General features: G+C 72.6%; 19 protein-coding genes. 12 read left to right on the forward strand and 7 right to left on the reverse strand.

Annotation, left to right across the window (positions count from 1 at the left end; all coding sequences use genetic code 11):
* Positions 1–1,614: hypothetical protein (locus Q7T52_RS11190; RefSeq protein ID WP_304802459.1), on the forward strand; the 1,614-nt coding region annotated here is incomplete at its 5' end.
* A gap of 47 nt (positions 1,615–1,661) precedes the next feature.
* Here the strand turns inward: Q7T52_RS11190 and Q7T52_RS11195 are convergent.
* Entirely contained in the window at positions 1,662–2,168 is a 507-nt protein-coding gene (locus Q7T52_RS11195) for a MarR family winged helix-turn-helix transcriptional regulator (protein WP_304802461.1), read from the reverse strand.
* A 39-nt stretch (positions 2,169–2,207) separates the two neighbouring features.
* Here Q7T52_RS11195 and Q7T52_RS11200 point away from each other — a divergent pair, with 39 nt between their 5' ends.
* Both Q7T52_RS11200 and Q7T52_RS11205 read left to right on the forward strand, forming a co-directional pair.
* Positions 2,208–3,143 carry an EamA family transporter gene (locus Q7T52_RS11200; protein WP_304802463.1) on the forward strand — a complete coding sequence of 312 codons (936 nt, stop codon included), beginning with the start codon at positions 2,208–2,210 and terminating at the stop codon, positions 3,141–3,143.
* A gap of 15 nt (positions 3,144–3,158) precedes the next feature.
* Positions 3,159–4,373 (forward strand): MFS transporter, encoded by a 1,215-nt coding sequence (locus tag Q7T52_RS11205; RefSeq protein WP_304802465.1) that lies wholly within the window; start codon positions 3,159–3,161, stop codon positions 4,371–4,373.
* 2 nt (positions 4,374–4,375) lie between these two features.
* Here Q7T52_RS11205 and Q7T52_RS11210 read toward each other — a convergent pair whose 3' ends face one another.
* The 3 genes from Q7T52_RS11210 to Q7T52_RS11220 are packed head-to-tail and all read right to left on the reverse strand — an operon-like array spanning position 4,376 to position 5,927.
* Positions 4,376–4,951: a hypothetical protein gene (locus Q7T52_RS11210; RefSeq protein WP_304802467.1), complete on the reverse strand. Its 576-nt coding sequence runs from the start codon at positions 4,949–4,951 to the stop codon at positions 4,376–4,378.
* Between the two features lie 44 nt (positions 4,952–4,995).
* Entirely contained in the window at positions 4,996–5,496 is a 501-nt protein-coding gene (locus tag Q7T52_RS11215) for a nitroreductase family deazaflavin-dependent oxidoreductase (RefSeq protein ID WP_304802469.1), read from the reverse strand.
* A gap of 2 nt (positions 5,497–5,498) precedes the next feature.
* Positions 5,499–5,927 carry a nuclear transport factor 2 family protein gene (locus tag Q7T52_RS11220; RefSeq protein ID WP_304802471.1) on the reverse strand — a complete coding sequence of 143 codons (429 nt, stop codon included), beginning with the start codon at positions 5,925–5,927 and terminating at the stop codon, positions 5,499–5,501.
* Positions 5,928–6,005: 78 nt separating this feature from the next.
* Here Q7T52_RS11220 and Q7T52_RS11225 point away from each other — a divergent pair, with 78 nt between their 5' ends.
* The 6 genes from Q7T52_RS11225 (at position 6,006) to Q7T52_RS11250 (ending at position 11,967) form a co-directional block, all read left to right on the forward strand.
* Positions 6,006–6,857, forward strand: coding sequence for a TIGR03619 family F420-dependent LLM class oxidoreductase (locus Q7T52_RS11225; RefSeq protein ID WP_304802473.1), 852 nt, complete (start codon positions 6,006–6,008; stop codon positions 6,855–6,857).
* A gap of 1 nt (position 6,858) precedes the next feature.
* Positions 6,859–8,019 carry a hypothetical protein gene (locus Q7T52_RS11230; protein ID WP_304802474.1) on the forward strand — a complete coding sequence of 387 codons (1,161 nt, stop codon included), beginning with the start codon at positions 6,859–6,861 and terminating at the stop codon, positions 8,017–8,019.
* 249 nt (positions 8,020–8,268) lie between these two features.
* Entirely contained in the window at positions 8,269–9,102 is an 834-nt protein-coding gene (locus tag Q7T52_RS11235; RefSeq protein WP_304802476.1) for an SDR family oxidoreductase, read from the forward strand.
* Positions 9,103–9,117: 15 nt separating this feature from the next.
* Entirely contained in the window at positions 9,118–10,299 is a 1,182-nt protein-coding gene (locus Q7T52_RS11240; RefSeq protein WP_304802478.1) for a sulfotransferase, read from the forward strand.
* On the forward strand, positions 10,296–11,387 hold the full coding sequence (locus tag Q7T52_RS11245; protein ID WP_304802480.1) for a diacylglycerol kinase: 1,092 nt from the start codon (positions 10,296–10,298) through the stop codon (positions 11,385–11,387). Before Q7T52_RS11240 ends, Q7T52_RS11245 begins: the two co-directional genes overlap by 4 nt.
* Before the next feature lie 115 nt (positions 11,388–11,502).
* Positions 11,503–11,967 carry a hypothetical protein gene (locus Q7T52_RS11250; protein WP_304802482.1) on the forward strand — a complete coding sequence of 155 codons (465 nt, stop codon included), beginning with the start codon at positions 11,503–11,505 and terminating at the stop codon, positions 11,965–11,967.
* Here the strand turns inward: Q7T52_RS11250 and Q7T52_RS11255 are convergent.
* Positions 11,898–12,920: an AraC family transcriptional regulator gene (locus tag Q7T52_RS11255; RefSeq protein WP_304802484.1), complete on the reverse strand. Its 1,023-nt coding sequence runs from the start codon at positions 12,918–12,920 to the stop codon at positions 11,898–11,900. The genes Q7T52_RS11250 and Q7T52_RS11255 overlap by 70 nt on opposite strands.
* 81 nt (positions 12,921–13,001) lie before the next feature.
* Between Q7T52_RS11255 and Q7T52_RS11260 the strand changes: the two genes are divergently transcribed.
* Positions 13,002–13,484: a DUF1772 domain-containing protein gene (locus Q7T52_RS11260; protein WP_304802485.1), complete on the forward strand. Its 483-nt coding sequence runs from the start codon at positions 13,002–13,004 to the stop codon at positions 13,482–13,484.
* 63 nt (positions 13,485–13,547) lie between these two features.
* Here the strand turns inward: Q7T52_RS11260 and Q7T52_RS11265 are convergent, their stop codons facing one another.
* A complete protein-coding gene (locus Q7T52_RS11265) occupies positions 13,548–14,474 on the reverse strand; it encodes an AraC family transcriptional regulator (protein ID WP_304802495.1) in 927 nt (308 codons plus the stop codon).
* Between the two features lie 74 nt (positions 14,475–14,548).
* On the opposite strand from Q7T52_RS11265, the gene Q7T52_RS11270 reads away from it, so the two are divergent.
* Together Q7T52_RS11270 and Q7T52_RS11275 are read left to right on the forward strand one after the other, a co-directional pair.
* Positions 14,549–15,124 (forward strand): TIGR03086 family metal-binding protein, encoded by a 576-nt coding sequence (locus Q7T52_RS11270; protein WP_304802487.1) that lies wholly within the window; start codon positions 14,549–14,551, stop codon positions 15,122–15,124.
* Between the two features lie 2 nt (positions 15,125–15,126).
* Positions 15,127–15,564 (forward strand): GNAT family N-acetyltransferase, encoded by a 438-nt coding sequence (locus Q7T52_RS11275; RefSeq protein ID WP_304802489.1) that lies wholly within the window; start codon positions 15,127–15,129, stop codon positions 15,562–15,564.
* Between the two features lie 53 nt (positions 15,565–15,617).
* Here Q7T52_RS11275 and Q7T52_RS11280 read toward each other — a convergent pair.
* A partial coding sequence (locus Q7T52_RS11280; protein ID WP_304802493.1) for a cytochrome P450 occupies positions 15,618–16,825 on the reverse strand: 1,208 nt, incomplete at its 5' end.

The raw sequence follows: 16,825 nt of genomic DNA on the forward strand, positions 1-16,825 counted from the left end.
CGGTACGACGGAGCGCGCCGCTTCAACAGCGCCGGCAGCCCCGGCATCGACGTCACCGGCGCCGGTCGGGGCTGCAACCAGGCCACCGGTTCGTTCGAGGTCCTGCAGGCCACGCCCGACCTGTCGACGCTCTGGATGACCTACGAGCAGCACTGCGAGGGCGGGCCTCGCGCGACCTTCGGCGAGATCAGGATCAACGTCGTCGGCGACCCCGACGTCTCCCTCCTCGCCAGCCGGGTCGACTGGCCGGCGAAGGAGGTCGGCGCCACGGGACTCACCCTCCCGGTCCGCGTGCTCAACACCTCGGGCACCACGACGACCGTGGCCGCACCCACGGTGAGCGGTGACGACTTCTCGCTGCGGTCGACCGACTGTGCCCCGAGCCTCGCGGCCGGCGCGTCGTGCGCCGTCTACGTACGCTTCGCGCCCACGACCGCCGGCCCCCGCACGGGCAGCCTGCTGGTCACCCTGGCCGACGGCCCGCACGAGGTCCCCCTCGCCGGCACCGGCATCGGGGGCGACACCCTCTGGCACATGGTGAGCGAGCCCGGCGACTACATCGGCCAGGGACGCACCTGGGACTACGGCGTCGACGACGAGATCGTCGCCGTCGGCACCGGCAGCCACGTCGGCGTACGCGTCGGCGACTGGCACGCCGACTTCGAAGCCCCCGACGGCCCGCTGCTCCCGGGCACCTACGACGGCGCCGTCCGCTACCCCTTCAACGACGCCGGCGAGCCCGGGCTCGACGTCAGCGGCAACGGCCGCGGCTGCAACAAGCTGGGCGGCACTTTCACCGTCGAGGAGGCGACGTACGACGAGGGCGGAGCCGTCACGGCCTTGCGCGTGACCTTCGACCAGCGGTGCGAGAACGGCACGGCCGCGCTGCGCGGCGAGATCGCCTGGCACGCCACCGCGTCCGACGCGCCCTACCCGCCCAGCCCCCCGACCGACCCCACCGACCCCACCGACCCGACCGACCCGACCGACCCCACCGACCCCACCGAGCCCCCGGACTACAGCAGCCGCATCGTCGCGCCCCGGGAGGCCGTCTACGGCCAGCGGATCACGGTCCAGGTGGTCAGCAACGCCCCGGCGGGGACGACGACGACCCTCTTTTCCGTGCTGCCCAACGGCTACCGCTCCGCCGTGGCCACGGGAGTCCTCGCCCGCAACCACCGCCTGGTCACCTCGATCCCGGCTGTCGCCACCACCCAGCTGCACGCGGTCGTGGGCACCTCGCCCTCGTCGCGCTCGCGGGTGGTCGTGTCGTCACGGATCACCCAGCGGGTGACGAAGTCCCTGCGGCGTGAGGGCCCGTACTTCGCGGTCCGCCCCGGCACCGGCGGCCGGGTCATCGCCTCCCTCGAGCCGCGGACCGCCTCGGGCTGCCAGAAGCTCGAGCTCTCGTTCCGGATCGGCGGCCGGTGGAGCACCCCGAGCGCCACGCGGTGCGTCCTGACGAGCACCAGCCACGCGATCGCGCTCGCCCTCACCGGGCGGAACCTCGTCGGCGTACGACTCCGGGTGCGCGCCTCCTTCCGCCCCGACCGCGCGAGCGCCACGGCCAGGGTCACGAGCCGGTGGACCCTCGTCCACCTCGTCGCGCGCTGAGCCGGGGCCGGCCGGGGCCGGCCGGAGCCGGCCGGAGCCGGCCGGAGCTAGGGCGTACCTGCCTCGTCGAGGGCGCGCCCCCACGCCTCGAGCAGGCGCGCCAGCTGCGACCGCTCGCGGTCGCTGAACCCGGACAGCAGGCGGCGCTCGTTGGCGACGTGCTGGACGACGAGGGCGTCGACGAGACGGAACCCCTCGTCGGTGAGCCCGATGCGGCGCGACCGCGCGTCATCGGCGCAGACGTTGCGCTCGACGTAGCCGGCCGCGACGAGGCGGTCGACGCGCTTGGTCACCGCGCCCGACGTGATCATCGTGGTGGCCCCGAGCTCGCCCGGTGTCAGCTCGTAGGGCGCCCCCGACCGCCGGAGCGACGCGAGCACGTCGAAGTCGCCGTCGGTGAGACCGGCCTCGGCGAAGACGACCCGGAGCTCGCTGTCGAGGCGGTCGGCCAGCCGGTGCAGGCGCCCGATGACGCCCAGGGGCGACATGTCGAGGTCGGGACGCTCGGTGCGCCACTGCACGATGATCCGTCCTACGTGGTCTGGCTCGCTCATGGGTAGACGATATCTTACTTGGAAGATATATTGTCTTCCATGGAAGACATCCGCGTTCGCACCGTCGCGATCACCGCTGTCGCGCCCCTCGTCTGGGGCACGACCTACCTGACCACCGAGCAGCTCCTCCCGGCCGACCGGCCGCTGCTCGCCGCCCTCGTGCGGGCCCTCCCCGCCGGCCTCGTCCTGCTGGCCGTCGTCCGGCAGCTGCCACGCGGCGACTGGTGGTGGCGCGCCGCGCTGCTCGGCGTCTGCAACATCGGGCTCTTCTTCCCGCTCGTCTTCCTGGCCGCCTACCACCTCCCCGGCGGTCTGGCCGCGACCGTGCAGGCGGCCTCACCGCTGGCCGTGATGGCCCTGGCCCTCCTGCTCCTGCGCGAACGTCCGGGTGCCGTACGGGTCGTGGCCGCCCTCGTCGGGCTGGCCGGGGTGGGGCTGCTCGTCCTGCGCTCGCCCGACGGTGTCACGCCGATCGGGCTGGCCGGCGCGTTCGGCTCGGTGCTGGTCTCGGCCCTCGGCTTCGTGCTGGTCAAGCGGTGGGGACGCCCCGAGGGCGTCGGCATGCTGACCTTCGTGTCGTGGCAGCTCGTCGCCGGCGGGCTGCTCCTGCTGCCCCTCGCGCTCGTCGTCGAGGGCGCTCCCCCGGCCGTCGACCTGCCCGCGCTCGGCGGCTTCCTGTGGATCGGCGCCGCCGGCACCGTGCTCGCCTACGCCTGCTGGTTCCACGGCCTGAGCCGGATGCCCGCCGGCGCCGTGTCGCTCGTCGGCCTCCTCAACCCGGTCACCGGCACCGCCCTCGGCGTCGCGGTCGCCGGCGAGGCCTTCGGCTGGCCCCAGGCGCTCGGGATGGCGCTCGTCCTCGGCGGCGTGGCCGCCGGCCAGCGTCGTACGACGCCCGCACCGGTCGACCCCGTGACCGAGCCCGTGACCGACCCCACCCCGTCCCGGGCCCGTGAGGTCGTGCTCGCCCGCTGAGGCAGGATGGGGGCGATGAGCCGGACCGACCCCGACGCCGACTTCCGGCTCCGCGACGTCGCCCTGTCGGCCTACGGACCGACCATCGTCAGCTCCACCGGGCACGGCGCGGTGATGCCGATCCTGGCCCTGCGCGCCCGCGACCTCGGCGCCGACGTCAGCACCGCCGCCGCCATCGTGGCCCTGCTCGGGATCGGGATGCTCGTCGCGTCGCTGCCCGCCAGCGCGATCGTGGCGCGCATCGGCGAGCGCAAGGCCCTGGTCTACGCCGGCGTCCTCGACGCCGGGGCGATGCTGCTCGGCGCGGTCGCCGGGTCGGTCGTGCTGCTCGGGGTGTCGGTCGTGGTCAGCGGGATGACGTGGACGACGTTCCTGATGGCCCGGCAGGGCTTCATGATCGACGTGGTGCCGATGAGCCACCGCGCCCGGGCCCTCTCGACCCTCGGCGGCTCGCACCGGGTCGGCGTCTTCGTGGGACCGCTCATCGGCGCCGGCCTGATCGCCCTCGGGAGCCTCGGCGCGGTGTTCGTCTTCGCGGCGGTCGCGGCCCTCGCCGCGGCCGCGCTCGCGTCGACCATGCCCGACCCCGGCTCGGAGCGCCGCGGCGCCCAGCGCGAGCGCGGCCACCTCGGCGTCTGGCAGGTGCTCCGCCAGCACCGGCGCACGCTCGTGACCCTCGGCGTGGTCGTCGTGGTGATCTCGGCGTCGCGCTCGGTGCGCAACGGGCTCCTGCCGCTCTGGGCCGACCACGTCGGCATCTCGCCCAGCACGACCTCGCTCATCTTCGCGCTGGCCGGCGCCGTCGACATCCTGTTCTTCTACCCCGGCGGCTGGCTGATGGACCGCCGCGGTCGCACGGTCGTCGCCGTCCCGGTCGTGCTGACGGTCGCCGTCGCCGCCCTGCTGCTGCCGCTGGCGACCTCGGCCTGGTCGGTCGCCGCGGTGGTCGTGCTCATCGCGGTCGGCAACGGGCTCGGGTCGGGGATCGTCATGGTCCTCGGCGCCGACGCCGCCCCGGTCGAGGGGCGGGCGCAGTTCCTCGGCGGGTGGCGGCTGTGCGGCGACATCGGGCTGTCCGGCGGTCCGTTGGTCGTCAGCGCGGTCGCGGCGGTGGCGCCGCTCGCCGTCGCCTGCGTGACGATCGGGCTGCTCGGCCTGGCCGGTACGGCGTGGACCGGCTTCTGGGTCGGTCGCGAGGACCAGCGGATCCGGTCGTCCCGGTCCGACTGACGTCAGCGGATGACGACCGAGATCTCGTTGGAGAACTTCTCGGTGTCGGTGTCGAGCACCCGGAAGCGCTGCTCCCCGAGCGCGCTGGCCTGGATGAACGTCGAGAACTCGTCGCCGTTGACCGGCACGGTCACCGGGAAGTCGGCCCAGCCGCCCTCCTGGAACTGCTGGACGCGCAGGACGGCACCCTCGCCGCCCGTGTAGGAACCGCTGAGGGTGATCGGCTCCATCTGGCTGACCTCGTCCTCGGCGACGAAGAGCTTGATCTCGCTCTTGGGCGCAGCGGGCGTCTCGGAGAACGTCGAGCTCGGCACCGGCGGCTCGGGGACGCTGGAGAGCGTGATGTAGGGATCGGGCTCGGTCGCCGTCTCCGACGGCTCGGGCAGGAAGAGCGTCTCCTCCTGCGAGGTGTCGGCCGTGGCCGCACCGTCGTCGGCCAGGCCGGTGGCCTTGCTGGCGAACACCGCACCGAACGCGAGCACCCCGCCCACGATGGCGGCGACGGCGACCAGGGACAGCAGGCCCCACAGCACGGGCAGGGCCCGGCGCTCGGGCTCGTCGGGCAGCTGGTCGCTCACGCGGCCCATTGTGGGCGACGGCCGGACCCTGGCCAAGTTCGAGGTCAGCGCGGCTCGAGCACGACGACGGGGATGACGCGGTCGGTGGTCGCCTGGTAGGTCGCGAAGTCGGCGTAGAGCTCGACCAGGCGGGGCCACAGCGCGGTCCGCTCGTCGGGCTCGGCGACGCGGGCCCGGACGGCGCGGCCCTTCTCGCCGCGGAGGTGGACGGTCGTGTCGGGGTGGGCGCGGAGGTTGGCCACCCACTGCGGGTTCTTGGGCAGCCCGCCCTGCGAGCCAACGACGACCAGGTCGCGCCCGTCGGCGAGGTAGAGCAGCGGGGTCGTGTACGGCGTACCGCTGCTCCGGCCGACGTGGTCGAGCAGCAGCGTCGGGACGGGCTTGCGCAGGCCGGCGCCGATGCGCCACGTCGAGCCGACGCGGCCGTTGGTCAGTCGGAAGACCTTGACCTGGCCACGGGCCATCCACTTGATGACCTGGGCGGCCACCGGGCTCGCGAGCGCCTTCTGGCGCTTGGCGATCTCCTCCGGGCTCAGCTCGGGCACGCTCAGATGCCCCGCTTCCAGACGACCTGCTCGTGCAGGCGGCGGCTGCGCCAGCCGTAGGGCGTGCGCACGACGTCGTGGTGGTAGAGCCCGCCGATCTCGACGATCTTGGTGCCGCCGTGACCGTCGTCCATGGGCATCGGGTTGTCGAAGTAGGCGACCACGGCCGCCTCGTCGGGGCCGTCGAAGACGATCTCGACCTGGCCGATCGTGTGCATCCGCTGCGGGAAGAACGCCGGCAGCATCTCGGCCAGCCACGGCTTGACCTCGGCGAAGCCGCCGTCGATGCCCCCGGACTCGGTGTAGTCGATCCGGGCGTCGTCGGTGAAGACCGTGTCGAGCTTGTCCCAGTCGCCTGCGTCGATGGCGCGGGTGTAGCGGGTGATCACGTCGACGATCTCCATGCGGTCGCTGATCTCCTGGAGGTCCACCGCGCCACTGTGGCAGATCTGGCACAAAACTGGAACACGTTCTAGTGTCAGCGTGTGAGGTTCTCCTACGCAGAAGCCATGACCCAGGCGAAGTACTACGCCCCGCTCGCGCAGGCCGCCGAGGCCGCGGGCTACACGTCGATGACGGTCGCCGACTCGCTGATCTACCCCAAGGAGTCGGACTCCAAGTACCCCTACACCGACACCGGCGACCGCGAGTTCCTCGACGGCAAGGAGTTCATCGAGGCGATGATCCTGTGCGCCCACCTCTTCGCCGTGACGACCACGCTGCGCCTGACGCCGTTCGTGATCAAGCTGCCGGTGCGGCCGCCGGTGCTGGTCGCCAAGCAGGCGTCGTCCCTGGCGTTCCTCTCCGACAACCGGCTCGGCCTCGGCGTCGGCATCTCGCCGTGGCCCGAGGACTTCGCCAACCTCGGCGTCGACTGGGCCAGGCGCGGCAAGCGGATGGACGAGTGCATGGACATCCTGCGCGGCCTGACGACCGGCGAGTTCTTCTCCTACGCCGGCGACTTCTACGAGGTCGACGAGCTCAAGCAGTGCCCGGGCGCCACCGAGCGGATCCCGCTCCTGGTCGGCGGTCACGCCGACGCCGCGCTGCGCCGCGCCGTGCGCAAGGGCGACGGCTGGATGCACGCCGGCGGCGACGGCGAGGAGCTCGACCGTCTGCTCACCCGCCTCGCCGAGATCCGGGCCGAGGAGGGCGACACCCGCGACGACTTCGAGGTCCACGTGATCTCCTACGACGCCTACACCCTCGACGGCATCAAGCGCCTCGAGGACAAGGGCGTCACCGACTGCATCGTCGGCTTCCGGGTCCCCTACATCAAGGGCCCCGACACCGAGCCGCTCGAGGACAAGGTCAAGCACCTCGAGCAGTACGCCGAGAACATCATCTCCAAGGCGGGCTGACGTGCCCGACCCCGTGAGCGCGAGCCTCGACCTCACCAAGCCCCTGCAGGACGCGATCGCCGAGGCCGAGGAGCTGATCGCCAACGCGCCGTTCATCCGCACCGAGGCCGACCGGCTCGAGGGCTACGACTACCTCGCCGGCCGCATCCGGATGGCGATGCAGATGGCGTTCGACCACGACCTCGACCGGCCGCTGTTCATCAACCCCACGCACCAGTTCTCCCGCCAGGGCCTCGACAACCCCGATGCGATCTACTTCAACGCCTACCTCCGCGAGGGCATCGAGTACGTCGTCCGCGGGCGGCGCGGCACCTCGGCCGACCTGAGCTTCCAGGTGATGGGCGGCTCCTACTCGGCGACCTCGGCGGCCACGAGCCTGATGGCCTACGACGACCGCGAGCTCGACATCGCCGACGACGGGACCTTCGAGTTCACCTACGTCGCCGAGCCGGGCGCCAGGACGATGATCGTGCGCGAGGTCTTCTGCGACTGGGACACCGAGTCACGCGGGACGCTGACGATCGAGCGCCCCGACAAGGTCGACCAGCCGGCCCGGCCGCTGACCGAGGCGCTGCTGCGCAAGAAGTACGAGGTGGCCGCGCGGTCGCTGACCGGCTCGATCCTGACGTGGTTCGAGTTCCCGAAGTGGTTCGAGCGCAAGGAGCCGGTCAACACCCTGACCGCCCCGCAGTCGACACCGGGCGGGCTGGCCTCGCAGCGCTCGTCGATCGGCCACTACGCGCTCGGCGAGGACGAGGCGATGATCCTCAGCGTCCCGCGCTGCGACGACTGCTCCTACCAGGGCATCCAGATCGGCTCGGACTGGTACGCCTCCACCGACTACGAGACCCACCAGACCTCGCTGACCAAGGCCCAGGCCGTCACCGACCCCGACGGGGTCATCCGCGTGGTCGTCTCCGAGCGCGACCCCGGCATCGCCAACTGGCTCGAGACCACCGGCCACCGGACGGGCTCGATGATGCTCCGCTGGCAGCGCCTCGAGCGCGACCTGACCCAGGAGGCCGACGGCCCGACCATCGAGGTCGTCCCGTTCGACGAGGTGGCCGACCACCTGCCCCACCACGCCCCGATCACCCCCGAGCAGTGGTCCGAGCGCATCGCCGCCCGGCAGCGGGCCGTCGCCCGCCGGATGATCAGCTGATCTACCCCACGGTGATCGAGCCGGGCGAGCGCCAGCGAGCCCGTGTCGAGATCCCCGCAGCCGGTCTTGCTCGACTCGGCCACCGGGTCAGGTTGTCGAGACCGGCTGCGGGATCTCGACGCGCTTCGCCCGCCACGACACCTCGCTCGTTCCTCGCGAGGTGTCGGCGTGCTCGCCAAAAAGTAGAACACGTTCTAGTATGCCGGTGACGCGGGCACCGAGGCCCGCACCAGCAGGAGGACCGCCGACGTGAGCACCACCGCCGCCGCACACCAGACCCTCGTCGCCGACACCTACACGCCGCTGCCGCTGCTGAAGGGCAAGGTCCTGGTGCTCTCCGGCGTCGGGCCCGGCCTCGGCCGCGCGCTCGGCGAGGAGGCGGCCAAGATGGGCGCCGACCTGGTGCTGGTCAGCCGGACCCAGCGACGGCTGGAGAAGATGGCCGACGTCGTGCGGTCGCAAGGGAGCCGCGCGCTCGTCGTACCGACCGACATCACCGACGAGGCCTCCCGGGTCGCCCTGGTCGAGCGGTCGCTCGAGGAGTTCGGGCGCGTCGACTGCCTGCTCAACAACGCCTTCGGCATCCCGCCCATGGACCCGATCAGCACCATCGGCATCGAGGCCCTGCGCGCCGCCAACGAGACCAACGTTTTCGCGCCGCTGCGGCTGACCGCGCTCTTCGCCGACGCCCTCGCCGCCACGCAGGGCTCGGTGATCATGCTCAACAGCGCAGTGCAGTTCAGCAGCCAGCCCGAGTACGCCGGCTACAAGCTGTCCAAGGGTGCCCTCGCCCACCTGGCCCACTCGCTGGCCACCGAGCTCGGCCCGCGCGGCATCCGCATCAACAGCGTCGCCCCGTCCTACATCTACGAGGACGTCAACAAGGCCTACTTCGACTGGCTCGCCTCCGAGGCCGGCACCACCCACGACGAGATCTACGCCGAGAAGGCCGCCCCGTGCGACCTCAAGCGGCTCGCGTCGCCCGAGGAGGTCGCCCGCGCGGCCCTCTTCCTCGCCACCGACCTCGCGTCGGCGGTCACCGGCCAGACCCTCACGGTCGACTGCGGCGAGTTCCACTCGTGACGGCCGCCTGACGCGATGACCGACAAGATGACCGACAAGATGACCGACAACGTCATGACCCGCGAGCGGGCCGACGTCGGCTCCTACGACGACATCGTGGCCGCCGCCGTCCGCACCACCGGGCTCACCGACTTCGGGGGCGACCTCCACGAGGAGGGGCTCCGGATCCTCGCCGACGACCTCGCGTCGCCCGAGGCCGGGCTCACCCCACGCGGCAACTACTTCCACCGCTCCGAGGTCAAGAGCGCGCTCGTCGGCGTCCTGCTCACGCACGCGGCGTTCCAGCGCTTCCCGCAGCACGCCGACGTACCCGTCGAGCGGCCGATCTTCGTCATGGGCCTCCCCCGCACCGGTACGACGGCCCTGCACCGCCTGCTGCACGCCGACCCGCTGGCCCAGGGGCTGGAGATGTGGCTGACGCAGTACCCCCAGCCGCGCCCGCCCCGCGAGACCTGGGACGACGACCCGATCTTCAACGCCATGCAGCAGGGGTTCGCCGCCCACCACGTCGAGAGCCCCGACTTCATGGGCATCCACTACATGGATGCGACGACGGTCGAGGAGTGCTGGCGCCTGCTGCGCCAGACCGGGAAGTCCAACTCCTACGAGTCGCTGGCGCACGTCCCGCGCTACACCGAGTGGTTGCAGCGGCAGGACTGGACCGACGCCTACGCGCGCCACCGCCAGAACCTCCAGCTCGTCGGCCTCAACGACCCCGAGAGGCGCTGGGTGCTCAAGAACCCCAGCCACATGACGGCCCTCGACGCGCTGATGGCCGTCTATCCGGACGCCCTCGTCGTCTACACCCACCGCGACCCGGTCGTCTGCATCGCCTCGTCGTGCTCGCTGTCGGCCGAGACCACCGTCGGCCACTCCACGACCTACGACGGACCCACCATCGGCCGCACCCAGCTCGACCTGTGGTCGCGGGCCTTCCACGCCTACCACGACGCGCGCCCGGCCTACGACGACAGCCAGTTCGCCGAGGTCGCCTTCAAGGACCTGGTCACCGACCCGATGGGCACCGTGCGCGGCATCTACGACCACTTCGACCTCGACCTGACGCCGGGGGCCGTCACCGCCGTCGAGGAGATCGACCGCGAGCAGAGGTCCGGCGGCAAGGCGCCGTCGCACCGCTACGACCTGGCCGACTACGGCCTCACCGAGGACGACGTACGAAAGGCCTTCGACCGATGACCGCTCCCCCGCCCCAGAAGAGGATCGTCGTCTGGGGCACCGGGGTGGTGGGGTCGATGGTCATCGCCGAGATCCTGGACGGGCACCCACGCTTCGAGCTCGTCGGCGTCGGCGTCAGCAACCCGGCCAAGGTGGGCAAGGACGCCGGCGAGCTGGCCGGCCTGGACGTCGTGACCGGCGTACGCGCCACCGACTCGGTCGACGAGCTCATCGCACTCGGACCGGACGCGCTGGTCCACTACGGCCCGACGGCGCAGTTCGCCGACGAGAACATCCGGGTGATGAGCGCGTTCCTCCGTGCCGGCATCGACGTCTGCTCGACGGCGATGACGCCGTGGGTGTGGCCGACCATGAAGCAGAACCCCGCCGCCTGGATCGACCCGATCACCGAGGCCTGCGTGGCGGGTGGGGCGTCGTGCTTCACCACCGGCGTCGACCCGGGCTTCGCCAACGACCTCTTCCCGATGACGCTGATGGGCCTCTGCGGGCGCGTCGAGTCGATCCGGGCCAGTGAGCTCGTCGACTACACCGACTACGAGGGCGACTACGAGGACGAGATGGGCATCGGCCGCTCACCCGACTTCACGCCGCTGCTCGAGATCCCCGACCTGCTGGTCATGGCGTGGGGCGCCACGGTGCCGATGATGGCCGAGGCCGTCGGCATCGAGCTCGACGACATCACCACCACCTGGGAGAAGTGGGTGACGCCCGAGGACCGCACGACGGTCAAGGGCGTCGTCGAGGCCGGCAACGTCGCGGCGATCCGCTTCACCATCAACGGCGTCCACCAGGGACGCGAGGTCATCACCCTCGAGCACGTCAACCGGATCGGCCACGACGCGGCGCCCGAGTGGCCGTCGGGCAGCGCCGACGACGTCTACCGCGTCGACATCGTGGGCTCACCGTCGATCTGGCAGGAGACGGCGTTCCGCTTCACCGACGGCTCCGGCCGGGCTCCTGCCGTCGCCGGGTGCCTGGCCACCGGGATGCGCGCCCTCAACGCGGTCCCCGCCGTCAACGACCTGCCGGCCGGCTGGGTGACCGCGCTCGACCTGCCGCTGGTGCCGGGGGTCGGCACCATCCGCTGACCACCGCCGGCCCGTCGACGGCCGGTGCGCCGGACCGTCAGCTGACCAGGCGGCCATCCACAGGCCCGCCGGGCCCTGGTTTGTCCCCAGGCCGCTCCCGAGCAGGGGTGGCGGCATGACCACGATCTCGATCGCCGACCTCTCCGTCGCCGTCCCCTCGACCTGGCGGCACCGCCGCGACCCCGCCCACGGCGTCGTCGTCGCGGCCCGCGCGCCGACGCTGCCACCCAGCGGGGTACGGCCCGACCTCGTCGTGCGCACCACGACCGTCGACCACGACGACGGCGCGGCCTGGCGCTACGAGGCGCTCACCGAGCTCGCCGGGCTCCTCGTCGACTTCGCGCTGGAGGACGACGACGTCTACGAGCTCGACGACCACGAGGTGCACTACCACCGGTTCGCCCACCGGGTCGGCACCGCCGACGTGCTGTGCGACCAGTGGGCGTGGCTCGTCGGGGGCCCGACCGGCGGGCTGGGGGTGACGCTGACCTGCTCGGCCGCGCGGGTCGACTACCCCGACTGGTGCGACGTGTTCGAGGCCGTCGCCGAGACGGTCGAGCTCGGACGCCGGGCGGCCTGAGGCGACGTGTCGCGGGACCGGGCCCGCCACTCCTTGGGCGACTCACCCCGACGCCGGGTGAACGCGGCGCTGAGGGCGAAGGGCGAGCCGTAGCCGACCCGTCGCGCGACCGACGCGACCGTCGACGCCGGCTCGAGCAGCAGGTCGGCGGCCAGCTCGAGGCGCCACTCGGTGAGGAACCCCATGGGCGGCTGCCCGACCTGTTCGTGGAACCGCCTCGCGAACGCCGCCCGCGAGACCCCGGCGGCGTCGGCGAGCCCGGCGACGGTCCAGGGGTGCTCGGGGTGGTGCTGCATGAGGCGCAGCGCCGGACCGACGACCGGGTCGGCCTGAGCGGTCCACCAGCCCGGCGGCTCGGCGCCCGGGCGGTCGAACCACGCCCGCAGCACCGCGATGAGCAGCAGGTCGAGCAGCCGGTCGAGCACCGCCTGCTGGCCGGGGGCGTCGCGCACCATCTCGATCGCGAGCAGGTCGACGAGCGGCCCGTCGACCTCGTCGGCCCGGACGACCACCACGTCGGGCAGCGCGCGCAGCAGCCGCGCGCCGACCTCGCCGTCCACGGCGTAGGCACCGGTCAGCAGCACCGTCTCCCCGACGGCGGCGTTGCCCCAGCTGCGCACGCCCTGGTGCATCTCCTCGGCGAGCTCGCGGCCGTCGGGGGTGCGGCAGACCTGGCCCGGGTGGATCACCGCCTGGACCGGGGTGGCGGGGTCGTCGGCGATGACGGCGTACGCCGAGCCCGCGCGGCCCCGCAGGACGGCCAGGTCACCCGGCGCGAGCCGGACGGCCTCGCCGCCGGTCGGCAGCAGCCAGGCGTGCCCGCGCACGACCGCCGTCACCGACAGCGGGGCCTCGTCGCGGAGACAGACGGACCAGGGTGGGTCGAGCAGGCAGCGGAGCAGGAACGCCCCACGTGCGCGGGGGCCGTCGAGGAGGCCGGACAGCTCGTCCATGCCGTCGATCGTAGACGCACGAACATGTTCGGTCGACCCTTCGCCATGGATCGTCTCGACTTCCGGTGGTGAGGTGGACCCATGATCGACGTCCTCGAGTCCGCCCGCACCCCCATCCTCCTCGCCGCCCTCGTCGCCAGCGGCCTGCAGGCCGGCACCTACTACACCTGGGCCAGCGGCGTCATGCCCGGCTTGGCCGACACCGACGACGCGACCTTCGTGTCGACGATGCAGCACGTCAACGTCGCGATCGTGAACCCGGTGTTCCTCGCGACCTTCCTCGGCGCCCCGGCGCTGGCCGCGGTCGGCGTCGCCGCCGCGAGCGGCAGCGCCCGCCCCTGGGTGATCGCCGGGCTGGGCCTCGCGGCGCTGACCGTCCTGACCACCGCGGCCTTCAACATCCCGCTCAACGACGCCCTCGCCGCGGTCGACGCCTCCGCCGACGCCGGCACGCTGCACGCCGCCCGCGAGGCCTTCGAGGACTCCTGGGTCCGCTGGAACGTCGTCCGCACCCTCACCTCCACCGGCGCCCTCGCCTGCCTCGGCTGGGCGGTCTCCCGCTGACCCGTCAGCGATCGGCGACGGGTCAGCGCACCTCTCGCTCACCCGTCGTAGATCCACGACGGGTCAGCGGGTGGCGAGGTCGTCGAGGAGGGGGCGGGGGTCGGCCCTGTCGAAGTCGCGGATGCCGGCGGTCCAGAGGGCGCCGACGGCCATGGTGCGGCGGACGGCGGCGAAGGTGACGACGTGGGCGATGGTGCCGCCGATGCTGTGGGTGGCCGGGGGCTCGCAGGTGGTGTCGACGAAGGTGTCGGCCATCGCGCCGTCGGCGATCGAGGCGGCGACGAAGGCGCGGTAGTCACGGCCGGCGACCTCGTGCCGCGCGGCGAGACCGGCGACGGTCTGGTCGCTCTCGTCGGGCCACTCGCCGCCGCGCAGGGCGTTGAGCCAGTGCTCCTCCTGGGTGACCATGCCGTTGATCAGTCCGCGCAGGGTCGGGTCGTCGTCGACGCCCTCCACCGACTGCGTGATCGCCGCGTCGAGCACGTCGTCGGGGAGGGTCGCGGCCGAGGCGATGATGGCGGTGAGCGAGTCGACGTGGTGGTCGACGAGCTGCTGCAGGACGTCCATGGAGCTCTCCTTGCGTGGTGCCGGCAGCCGCAGGCCGCCGGGGGGTTGGAAGTGCACGCCGCTCGCGCCGTCGAGCTCGAGCGACCGGAAGGTGACCGGCGGGTCGGCCCGCACGGCCGTCGGGGTGGCGCCGTAGGCGCGCGCGAACGCCCGCGTGAACGCCTCGTGCGAGCCGTAGCCCGCCTCGACCGCCACGTCGAGGACGGTGCGGTCGGGGTGGCGCAGCAGGCGGTACGCCGCCCGCTCCAGCAGCAGCCGACGGCGCAGGGCCCCAGGGGCCTCGCCGCCGGTCGCGGTGACGACCCGGTCGAAGTGGAAGCGCGACAGGTGCGCGCGGGCCGCCAGGTCCTCGGCCCTCGCCGACGGGTCGTCGAGCCCGGCCTGCGCCAGGTCGAGGATCCGGTCGAGGGCATCGCGCATCATCACGTCGCACAGCCTGCCGCGCGGGGCGCCGATCGTGCTTGATCACCGTTGCGGAGTCGCGGGAGGGTGGCCCCATGAGACTCGACGAGGACCCGGCCGTCGTCCATCGCGAGGTCGCCGGCGGCTTCACGCGCCTCGTCGACGGAGCCGCGGCCGACAGCTGGGACGCCGCCGCACCCGTCGAGGGCTGGGCCGCGCGGGACGTCGTACGCCACCTGGTGGAGTGGTTCCCGGCGTTCCTGCAGTCCGGCGCCGGGGTGTCGCTGCCGGCCGGGCCGTCGGTCGACGACGACCCGGTGGCGGCGTGGAAGGTGCACGCCGACGGCGTCCAGGCGCTGCTCGACGACCCCGCGACGGCCGACCTGGTGCTGAGCAACCCGCACATCGGCGACGTGCCTCTGCCCGAGGCGGTGTCGCGGTTCTACACCGCCGACGTCTTCATGCACTCCTGGGACCTGGCGACCGCGACCGGCCAGCCGCACGGCCTCGACCAGGACGCCGCCGCCACGATGCTCGCCGGGATGGAGCCGATCGACGAGATGCTGCGCCAGAGCGGGCAGTACGGCGCCAAGGTCGACGTGCCGGCCGACGCCGACCCGGTCACCCGGCTCATGGGGTTCATCGGGCGCGATCCCGGCCGGGCCGGCTGATCGTGGAGCGGCTCCGCCCGGCCCGCGGCGACGACGTGGCGACGATCGCCGCGTGGCACCCGATGGAGGCCGCCGGCGTGCGCGCGTGGTGGGCGGATCCCGACGTGCGCCCGTGGGTGCTAGAAGTCGACGGCGCTCCGGTGGGCTACGGCGAGCTGTGGCTCGACGCTGCGGAGGACGAGGTCGAGCTGGCCCGCCTGATCGTGCCGGAGCCGCTGCGCGGCCGGGGGCACGGCGGCCGGCTCACCGTGCTGCTGACCGCAGAGGCGGCCACGACCGGTCTCGCCACCACCATGCTGCGCACCACGGAGGACAACGCGGTGGCCATCGGCTGCTACGCCGCGCGAGGCTTCGTCCGCCTGCCACCCGAGGAGGAGGCCGTCTGGAACGAGGGCCAGCGTCGGGCCTGGGTCTGGATGGTCCTGCACCCGCTGCGATAGTCCCGGGCGAAATGGCCCCTGGGACGGCGCTCGAGGGGCCATTTCGCCCGGGACTAGCGTCGGCGGCGGGTGACCCGGATGGTCGCGCCGAGGCGCGGGACCGAGGTGATGTTGCGGACCTTGGGCTCGTCGTCGCCGACGGCCTCGACGTCGGTCGCGGCGAAGATCTCGCGCAGCACGGCGACGCCCTCCATCAGCGAGAAGCCCGCGCCGATGCACCGACGCGTGCCGCCGCCGAACGGGATCCAGGTGCCGGTGGGCGGGTTGGTGCCGAGGAACCGCTCGGGCCGGAAGGTCCACGGGTCGGGGTGGGCCTCGGAGCGCTGGTGGCTGACGATGATCGACGGCGCGACGGTGACACCGGCGGGGAGGTCGTGGCCGGCGATCGTGGCGGGCTTCATCAGCGTGCGGACGACCATCGGGATGACGGGGTGCAGGCGCATCGACTCCTTGAGCACCGCGTCGAGCCAGGCGTCGTCGCCGTCGCGGACGGCCTCGACCGTGCGGGCGTGCAGGTCGGGGTGGCGGCCGAGCTCGTAGAGCGCCCAGGCCAGTGCGGTCGCGGTGGTCTCGTGGCCGGCGAGGAGCAGCGTGACGAGCTGGTCGCGGAGCTCGGTGTCGCTGAGCCGGTCGTCGGGGTCGGCTCCGTCCTCCTGCGCGACCCGGATCAGCCGCGACAGGACGTCGGTGCGCTCCGCGAGGTCGGGCGCCTGCCGGCGCTCGCGGATCTCGGCGTACATCAGCTTGTCGAGCTCGTACTGGTTGTCGACGGTGCGCTTCCAGATGCCGAACTTCTGCAGGCGTGGGTAGCCCCAGCCGAGGAGCACGATCGGGGAGATGTCGACGGTCGCGTTGACTCGCGGACGCAGTGCGCGCAGCCGCTCCTCGTCGCTCACGCCGAAGACGACGCGCAGGATGACCTCGAGGGTCAGCGCGTTCATCCGGTCGAGCGAGCGGAACGTCGCCCCGTCGGGCCAGTGCGCGACCTCGTCGCGCGCGATGGCGGTGACGAGGTCGGCGTAGCCCTTGAGCGCGGTGCCGTTGAACGCCGGCATGATCAGCTTGCGCGCCCGCTTGTGCTCGGCGCCGTCCTGGAGCAGCAGCGAGTGGAGGCCCATCACGGGTCCGAGGATCGAGTTGCCCTTGCCCGCGTGGAAGACCTCGGGGTCGCCGGCGAAGACCTCCTTGGTGTGCTCGGGCCGGGTCACCATCACCAGCGGCCGACCGTGGGGGATCAGCCGGATCGTGTAGGTGTCGCCGT

It is taken from the genome of Nocardioides sp. (assembly GCF_030655615.1).
Classification (GTDB): domain Bacteria; phylum Actinomycetota; class Actinomycetes; order Propionibacteriales; family Nocardioidaceae; genus Nocardioides.